Consider the following 7,210-nt stretch of genomic DNA (forward strand, 5'->3'; position numbering starts at 1 on the left):
TTTGCGGGTTTATTGCAGGTTCAGGTGCTTGCTCAGAATGTAGTTTGTGATGACAAAGTTGACGGCGATGCATACCGCGATGAACAGCAGACAGCCCAGCAGGACAATGTGCATCTGCGCCGCTGTGTTCAGTGTCAGGTTGAAATCCAGATTCAGACCGGTCAGATCGAAAATCCACGAGGAGATAAACTGCAGGATTTCCTTTGCCACGCCAAAGCCCAGATATGCGAGAAACGCGAAGCCGAGGCGGTGCTTGTTGGCCAGAGAACCGAGCGACAGGCAGGCATAGATATGCATGCAGAAATTGATGACGCCGGCGATGCTGATGACAGTAAATTCGATCGGGACAAGGAACAGATTTGCGCCGAACTCGTGCAGCAGCTCGGAGAACCCGTACTGTATCAGATGCCAGAAGTCCGAAAAGGCGATCTCAGGCTCAAAGCTGGCAGAAAGGAGCGCAGGTGTGGCGAGGAGGAACAGCGAGATGCAGCACAGGATGACCGTGACTACCATCCAGATGGTAGAGGTGATGCATTTCGCCCAGATCAGCTGCGACGGACGCGCGGGCAGTGTGAACATCAGATAGCCTTCGTCGCCCAGCAGGTTTTTGTAAAATCGGTTAATCATGTACGCGAATGCCAGCACACAGACCGCGAACATCGCAAGGACATAGACGGTCATCAGTACGCCGAACGGGGCGGAGACCGGCAGGGCAATAAAAATCGAATTTGCCAGCGAGAGCAGCAGGAGGACGCCGAATGCCGGAAGGAAAATCCGACGGGTGGATTTGAATTCATAGCCAATCAGCTTGCTCAGCATGCGAACACCTCCCGGAACAGTGCGTCGACGGATTTTCCGTATTCCGAACGGATGTCATCGACCGATTTGTGCAGCGTGATCTGACCTCTATTGAGGAAAATCACATCGTCCAGCACCTTCTCAATGTCGGAAATCAGGTGAGTCGAAATGACCACCGTGCTGTTTTCATTGTAATTGGTGAGAATTGTGTTCAGGATATAGTCGCGGGCAGCCGGGTCGACGCCGCCAATCGGCTCGTCGAGCAGGTACAGGTCGGCTTCGCGGCTCATGACGACGACAAGCTGGATTTTTTCCTTGGTACCCTTGGACATCGTCTTGAGGGAATCCTTCGGCTGGATGCCGAGATGCGTCAGCATCTGCGCTGCCTTGTCGAGGTTGAAGTCCTCATAGAACGTCGCAAAAAATTTCAGCAGATCATCTGCCGTCATCCAGTCACTCAGATAGGTGCGTTCCGGCAGATACGATACCTTTGCGTGCGTTTCCGCGCCCGGCAGGTTTCCGGCGATGCGGATTTCTCCGGCAGTCGGTGTCAGCAGGCCGTTTGCCAGCTTGATGAGTGTGGATTTGCCGCTGCCATTCGGCCCCAGCAGGCCCACGATGCGGCCGCGCTCCAGCGCGAGTGTGACGTTGTCCAGTGCTGTTTTATTGCCGTAGCGTTTGCACAGCCCGGTGCACTGTAAAATAGGCTCGTTTGCCATCTGTTACCCCTCCTTGATTGCCTGGCGAATCAGTTCCACGGTCTCTTCCGCGGTATAACCCATGTCTTTCATTGAAGACAGAAAGATGTGTATCTGTTCCATAGCCAGTTCCTTTCTCTTTTTCGTGATCTGTTCCGTGTGGTCGGTGACAAACCGTCCGGCGGTGCGCTGCGAATACAGCAGGCCGGTGTGTTCCAGCTCGGCAAGCGCGCGCTGCATGGTGTTTGGATTGACGCCCGCTTCCGCTGCGAGATCGCGCACCGACGGCAGGCGGCTGCCCGCGGGGAGCGCGCCGGATGCGATGGCCAGAGTAATGGTCTCCATCAGCTGCAAATAGATCGGGCGGTCATCGGAAAGATTCCATTGCATGTACATCCTCCCTTTCAGTGTCATTGTACTAATTGATTGATACAATCATACAACGGGTGCACAAAAATTGCAAGAGGTTTTTGAAAAAAATCCGAATTTTTTTTCTGTGCGCACAGGTTATGCACAAAAACGAAACAAATTGCCGTAGACAATGGGAAAAAGCGACGTATTATGGAGACCGTGAGCTGTTAAAATAATCCATTTGAGAGGAGGAATGCCGTTGGCGCAAACAAAAAGCAGCCGCAGCCGGAAGAAAAAAACGCATGGGGATCAGGTACGCGACATCCTGTGCGATCATTCGCCGGAGGCGGCACAGTGCCTGTGCGACATGCTGGAGGACGATTCACTCACCGGGACGGCGCGTGTCGGCGTTGCCAAGGAAATTCTGGAACGCACGGTGGGCAAGGGCCAGCTGCCCGATTCCCGGCAGGACACACAGGAGAAATTTGAGCTGGTACTCAAGGTGGTGGAATAATGGAGCTTTCCGTCACCCGGCGTCAGCTGGAATTCATCCGCTCAACTGCGTTTGAAACGCTGTTCGGCGGCGCAGCGGGCGGCGGCAAGAGCTATGCGCAGCTGATTGACGCGCTGATTTTTGCTCTCCAATATCCCGGCTCCAAACAGCTGGTGCTGCGGCGCACATTCCCGGAGCTCAAGCGTTCGCTCATTCAGGTTTCGCTGTCGCTGTATCCGACAAGCATTGCCACGTATGGCGAGACCAGTCACAGGTGGAAATTTGTCAACGGGTCAGTCATTGAGTTTGGCTCGTGCGACAGTGAAAACGACGTCACCAAGTACCAGAGCGCCGAATATGACGTCATCCGGTTCGACGAGCTGACGCATTTCACAAAATTCCAGTTTACTTATCTGCTCTCGCGCGTGCGCGGCGTCAACGGGTATCCCAAACAGGTCAAATCGTCGACCAATCCGGGCGGCGTCGGACACGGCTGGGTCAAGGCGCGCTATATCGACTGCCTGGTTCCGGGCGAGGAGAAGGACGGCAGGCTGTTCCTGCCTGCCCGCGTGCAGGACAATGCCTTCCTGATGAAAAACGACCCGGATTATGTGCACCGCCTGGAGCTGCTCGACGAGCGCAGCCGCAAGGCACTGCTCTACGGGCGATGGGATTTGTTCGAGGGGCAGTATTTTGGCGAGTTTTCCACGGAACTGCATGTCTGTGTGCCGCCGGATCCGCTTCCCAGCTGGTGGAAACGGTATCTTGCGATCGACTACGGACTGGATATGCTGGCGGCGCTCTGGATTGCGCTCGCACCGGACGGCACGGCATGGGTCTACCGGGAGGTATACCGCTCCGGGTTGATTATCTCCGAGGCAGCGGAGGCCATCCGCACTGCCGAGGTGGGCGAACACATCGACCAGCGGCTTGCACCGCCCGATCTGTTTAACCGCAGGCAGGAAACCGGTCGCTCCGCCATCGATATTTTCGCAGATGCCGGGCTGTATTTTGACCGGGCAATGGGGGAACGCGTGGCGGGCTGGTATGCCGTCAAGGAATACCTGCGCCCGTTCGACGATGAGCAGGGGATCTGCACCGCAAAGCTGAAAATCAGCCCGGTGTGCAAAAACCTCATCCGCACGCTGCCGCTGCTGACCACCGATCCCGCCAACCCGAACGACACGGCGAATACGCCGCACGAATACACGCATGCGCCGGATGCGCTGCGCTATTTCGCCGCGACCGTGCAGCCGGACGGGGATGCATGGCGGCCTGACCGCTATGACGGCGATGTTGGCGCATTTCTCGCCTACGAAGGGTGAATCTGCAAGGAGGAAGTTATGGAATATATCATTTGCTGCCTGTGCAGCCTGCTTTGCTTTGCCTGCGGCGTGTGGGCGGCGCGCGGCCTGCCGCAGCTGCCGCGGCGCAAACAGCCGCAGGAGGACTGGAGTGAGGCGGACGATGCGCTGAGCCGCGATATCGCTGCGCTGCTCGCCTATACCGGCCCGAAAAAGGAGGAGGATGCCGATGAGGACACCTGAGTCGGTCTGGCAGGAATATCAGCGCGGCGTGGATTACAACAACCGCATTGACCTGTATGACCGCGTCAAGACCAATGAAAATTTTTTTGTCGGACGGCAGTGGGAGGGGCTGAACGTCACGACGCTCGACCCGCTGATTTTTAACGTGCTGCGCCGTGTCGTCAACCTGTTCATTTCCATGCTGGTTTCGGACGACATTGCGGTGACTGCACAGCCGTACCAGAACGCGCCGGATGCGGATACGATGCAGAAGGTCATCGACCGCGCGGTGTCATCCGTCATCGAACGCGCAGGCGTCAAGAGCAAAAACCGCTACATGCTGCGCAATGCCTGCGTTGACGGCGACGGCTGCTTTTACATCCGGTTCGATCCGGATAAGGACAGCGGACAGGGCGTTCAGGGCGATATTGAAGTCGATGTCATTGAAAATACCGATGTCTTCTTTGGCAATCCCGCTGTGGACGATGTGCAGCGGCAGCCTTATCTCATCCTGTCCATGCGGCGTTCGGTGGAAGATGTGCGCCGTGAGGCGATGCAGCGCGGCATGAGCCGCAGCGATGCGAAAGGCATCCAGCCGGACAGCGTGCTCGAACCGCAGTATGATCCACAAACCGAGGACACCGACAATATGGTGACTGTGCTGCTGCGCATGCAGCGCACAGAGGACGGCATTGCCTTTTTCAAATGCACCCAGCATGCTGTTATCATGCCGGAAATCATCACACCATACCGCCGGTATCCGGTCGCCTATATGAGCTGGGAGCGTGTCAAGCATTGCTATCACGGCGCGTCCCCTGTCACTGAGGCCATCCCCAACCAGATTGCCATCAACAAGCTGTATTCGATGTATGTCCAGTGTATCAAGCATGTCGCCTTCCCGAAAATCATTTACGACATGACGCGCTTTCCAAATGGGTATTCCTCGGATGTCGGCAGGGCAATCGGCATGCGGGGCAACCCGAATGAAGCGATCCTCAGTGCCTTCCGCGCGCCGGATATTTCCACGCAGGTCATGGCACTGCTGTCACAGATGATGAAGGACACAATGGAGCTGATGGGTGCGTCAGATGCGACCCTCGGCAATGTCAAGCCGGACAACACCTCCGCTATCGTCACCGTGCAGCAGGCGACCATTGCGCCGTTGGAGCTGGTGCGCATGGAGTTTTATCGCTTTGTCGAGGATACCGTGCGCATTTTTGTCGACCTGATGCGTGTGCATTACGGCTGCCGGAATGTATATCTTGTCGATGACGGAGGCGAGGAGACAACGCTGCGCTTTGATTTTGACACACTCGAAACGACAGCGCTCGAGCTCAACGTGGAAGTCGGTTCGAGTGCCTACTGGTCGGAAACCATGCAGACGACGACAAATGACAACCTGCTGGAGCGCGGCATTATCACCGACCCGGTGCTGTATGTCGAGAATATCCCGGACAGCCAGATCCGCGGCAAATCCCGCCTGCTTCGCGCTCTGCGCGAACAGCGGGAAAACGGACAGATGCAGGCTGTATCAAACCAGACTACACAGTCAGGTGCGGCGCAGACCGCACCGCAATAAAAGGAGGCTGATTGTATGCAGAACAAAAGAAAAAATATGGTGCCGGCCGGTGTACCAGAGCAGGCCGGCACACCGGAGCAGACCGCCGCAGATCTGCCGCTGACTGACAGCGATGAGCAGCTGTATACGGTGACCGTTGACGGGCAGACCGTTGAGCTGACGCTGGAACAGTTGATTGCCGCCGCCGAACAGGGGCTTTCCAAAGCCAACCGTGCGGCGCGCCGCGAACAGGTCGCCGGGGAACAGCCGGGCGGCAATGCCTATCAGGCATTTCTGGATGAATATCCCGACATCCGCCCGAATGAAATTCCGCCGGAGGTGTGGGACAGCGCAAACCAGTCCGGCGACCTGCTGGGCGCGTACCGCGTGTATGAAATCCGGAAGCTGCGCGAGGAGCTGGAAGACCTGCGGAAAAATGCGGACAATCGCCGCATGGACGTCGGTTCTGCGCGCTCGGACGGCGAAGCTACCATCACAGACCCCATCATCCTCGCGCTGATGGGAAAAGGCTAAGGAGGAAACACCATGGCAGTAAATTTAGCGACCAAATATTCCAGCCAGATTGCGGAGGTTTTTACCGCAGGCTCATTCATCAAGGGAAAGACATCCAGCTCGTTTGACCTGACCGGCGTCAAGACGCTCAAGGTCTATACCCCGGTGACCGTGCCGGAGGTGGATTATACTCGCGACGGCCTCAACCGCTACGGCACTGTGACCGAAATGCAGGATATCGTGCAGGAGCTCAAGATGACGCAGGACAAGGCATTCACGCTGACCATCGATAAGGGCAATAACCTCGACCAGAACATGACCAAGAAGGCCGCCGATATGCTGCGTTTACAGATCAATGAACAGTCGACTCCGGCAGCAGACAAATATGCGTTGAGCCGCTTTGCCATGATGGCGGGCACCATTGATACCGTCAGCGAGGCGCCGACCAAGGACACGATTGTCGAACTGATTTCTACCGGTGCACAGACGCTGGACGACAATCTGGTTCCGGATGGCGACCGCTATGTCTATGTCACCAGCGAGGTGTACAAGATCTGTCTCTTATACACATCTGGTGAATGCACAGACGGCAGAGCAGCTCGGGCTGATCTGTGAGAGGTATCTGCTGTACCATCTGGACGTCCACTGCACAACACTGGATTTTTATCACTCTCTGTTCCAGATGCAGTGAGGACAAAAGAAGGGAAAGGTGAAAAAGGATGAAGACAGGGCTGTCTCTTATACACATCTAGGCAGACTGGGAGGCGATTGCGGCAGTGAAACGCGCGGTGTCTATCCCGGTTATTGCAAATGGCGATGTGGCCAGCGCGCAGGATGCACAGGATATTTTACAGGCGACGGGTGCGGACGCAGTTATGATCGGACGCGGCGCACTCGGCAACCCGTGGCTGTTTGCCCAGTGCGCGGCGCTGGATGAGGGGTGCGAGATTCCGCCGCTGCCGCCGCTGGCAGAGCGCATGCAGACCGTGCGCCGCCAGATCTGTCTCTTATACACATCTCCGCTACCATTTTGGCCCGTTGGTCAAGCGGTTAAGACACCGCCCTTTCACGGCGGBAACACGAGTTCGATTYTCGYACGGGVGATGTGTATAAGAGACAGCATCCACCGCGCGCACAAAGCTCGGTGCCGCGCCGCACTTGACCGAATCCGCTGCGCCGGTGAACAGATCGATGGTGCTGACATCCAGCGTCACGAACTGCCTGCCCTGTGTGCGCAGCTTGAGCGCTGTCTCTTATACACATCTCGCAGGAG

9 protein-coding genes, 1 tRNA gene and 1 pseudogene are annotated in these 7,210 nt (G+C 56.6%); 8 read left to right on the plus strand and 3 right to left on the minus strand.

Annotation, left to right across the window (positions count from 1 at the left end; all coding sequences use genetic code 11):
- Positions 1–9: 9 nt before the first annotated feature.
- From CBW42_RS13640 to CBW42_RS13650, 3 genes are read right to left on the minus strand one after another with little or no spacing between them, the layout of a single operon-like run.
- Complete coding sequence (locus CBW42_RS13640; protein WP_087022323.1) at positions 10–819, minus strand: hypothetical protein; 810 nt, start codon at positions 817–819, stop codon at positions 10–12.
- A complete protein-coding gene (locus tag CBW42_RS13645) occupies positions 813–1,517 on the minus strand; it encodes an ABC transporter ATP-binding protein (protein ID WP_087022669.1) in 705 nt (234 codons plus the stop codon). The genes CBW42_RS13640 and CBW42_RS13645 overlap by 7 nt, the downstream gene beginning before the upstream one ends.
- A 3-nt stretch (positions 1,518–1,520) precedes the next feature.
- Entirely contained in the window at positions 1,521–1,886 is a 366-nt protein-coding gene (locus tag CBW42_RS13650; RefSeq protein ID WP_087022671.1) for a GntR family transcriptional regulator, read from the minus strand.
- Positions 1,887–2,106: 220 nt separating this feature from the next.
- Here CBW42_RS13650 and CBW42_RS13655 point away from each other — a divergent pair, with 220 nt between their 5' ends.
- The 8 genes and pseudogenes from CBW42_RS13655 (at position 2,107) to CBW42_RS13690 (ending at position 7,041) form a co-directional block, all read left to right on the plus strand.
- Complete coding sequence (locus CBW42_RS13655; protein WP_087022326.1) at positions 2,107–2,361, plus strand: hypothetical protein; 255 nt, start codon at positions 2,107–2,109, stop codon at positions 2,359–2,361.
- Entirely contained in the window at positions 2,361–3,665 is a 1,305-nt protein-coding gene (locus tag CBW42_RS13660; RefSeq protein ID WP_087022674.1) for a terminase large subunit domain-containing protein, read from the plus strand. Before CBW42_RS13655 ends, CBW42_RS13660 begins: the two co-directional genes overlap by 1 nt.
- An 18-nt stretch (positions 3,666–3,683) precedes the next feature.
- Positions 3,684–3,887 (plus strand): hypothetical protein, encoded by a 204-nt coding sequence (locus tag CBW42_RS13665; protein WP_087022336.1) that lies wholly within the window; start codon positions 3,684–3,686, stop codon positions 3,885–3,887.
- A complete protein-coding gene (locus CBW42_RS13670) occupies positions 3,874–5,445 on the plus strand; it encodes a portal protein (protein WP_087022339.1) in 1,572 nt (523 codons plus the stop codon). The genes CBW42_RS13665 and CBW42_RS13670 overlap by 14 nt, the downstream gene beginning before the upstream one ends.
- A gap of 15 nt (positions 5,446–5,460) precedes the next feature.
- The gene (locus CBW42_RS13675) at positions 5,461–5,958 is read left to right on the plus strand and encodes a hypothetical protein (RefSeq protein WP_087022342.1); all 498 of its coding nucleotides are present in this window, start codon (positions 5,461–5,463) and stop codon (positions 5,956–5,958) included.
- A 12-nt stretch (positions 5,959–5,970) separates the two neighbouring features.
- Entirely contained in the window at positions 5,971–6,552 is a 582-nt protein-coding gene (locus CBW42_RS13680) for a hypothetical protein (RefSeq protein ID WP_087022677.1), read from the plus strand.
- 149 nt (positions 6,553–6,701) lie between these two features.
- Positions 6,702–6,926, plus strand: a pseudogene (locus tag CBW42_RS13685) (tRNA-dihydrouridine synthase); the annotation flags it as partial.
- Positions 6,927–6,969: 43 nt separating this feature from the next.
- Positions 6,970–7,041: transfer RNA gene (locus CBW42_RS13690), tRNA-Glu, on the plus strand.
- Positions 7,042–7,210: the final 169 nt, after the last annotated feature.

It is taken from the genome of Butyricicoccus porcorum (assembly GCF_002157465.1).
GTDB lineage: Bacteria > Bacillota > Clostridia > Oscillospirales > Butyricicoccaceae > Butyricicoccus_A > Butyricicoccus_A porcorum.

What these genes read in the sequence shown, in the direction of transcription:
- CBW42_RS13640 (WP_087022323.1), bottom strand. Translation starts at nt 819, where the DNA reads ATGCTGAGCAAGCTGATTGGCTATGAATTCAAATCCACCCGTCGGATT.
- CBW42_RS13645 (WP_087022669.1), bottom strand. Translation starts at nt 1,517, where the DNA reads ATGGCAAACGAGCCTATTTTACAGTGCACCGGGCTGTGCAAACGCTAC.
- CBW42_RS13650 (WP_087022671.1), bottom strand. Translation starts at nt 1,886, where the DNA reads ATGCAATGGAATCTTTCCGATGACCGCCCGATCTATTTGCAGCTGATG.
- CBW42_RS13660 (WP_087022674.1), top strand. Translation starts at nt 2,361, where the DNA reads ATGGAGCTTTCCGTCACCCGGCGTCAGCTGGAATTCATCCGCTCAACT.
- CBW42_RS13665 (WP_087022336.1), top strand. Translation starts at nt 3,684, where the DNA reads ATGGAATATATCATTTGCTGCCTGTGCAGCCTGCTTTGCTTTGCCTGC.
- CBW42_RS13670 (WP_087022339.1), top strand. Translation starts at nt 3,874, where the DNA reads ATGAGGACACCTGAGTCGGTCTGGCAGGAATATCAGCGCGGCGTGGAT.
- CBW42_RS13675 (WP_087022342.1), top strand. Translation starts at nt 5,461, where the DNA reads ATGCAGAACAAAAGAAAAAATATGGTGCCGGCCGGTGTACCAGAGCAG.
- CBW42_RS13680 (WP_087022677.1), top strand. Translation starts at nt 5,971, where the DNA reads ATGGCAGTAAATTTAGCGACCAAATATTCCAGCCAGATTGCGGAGGTT.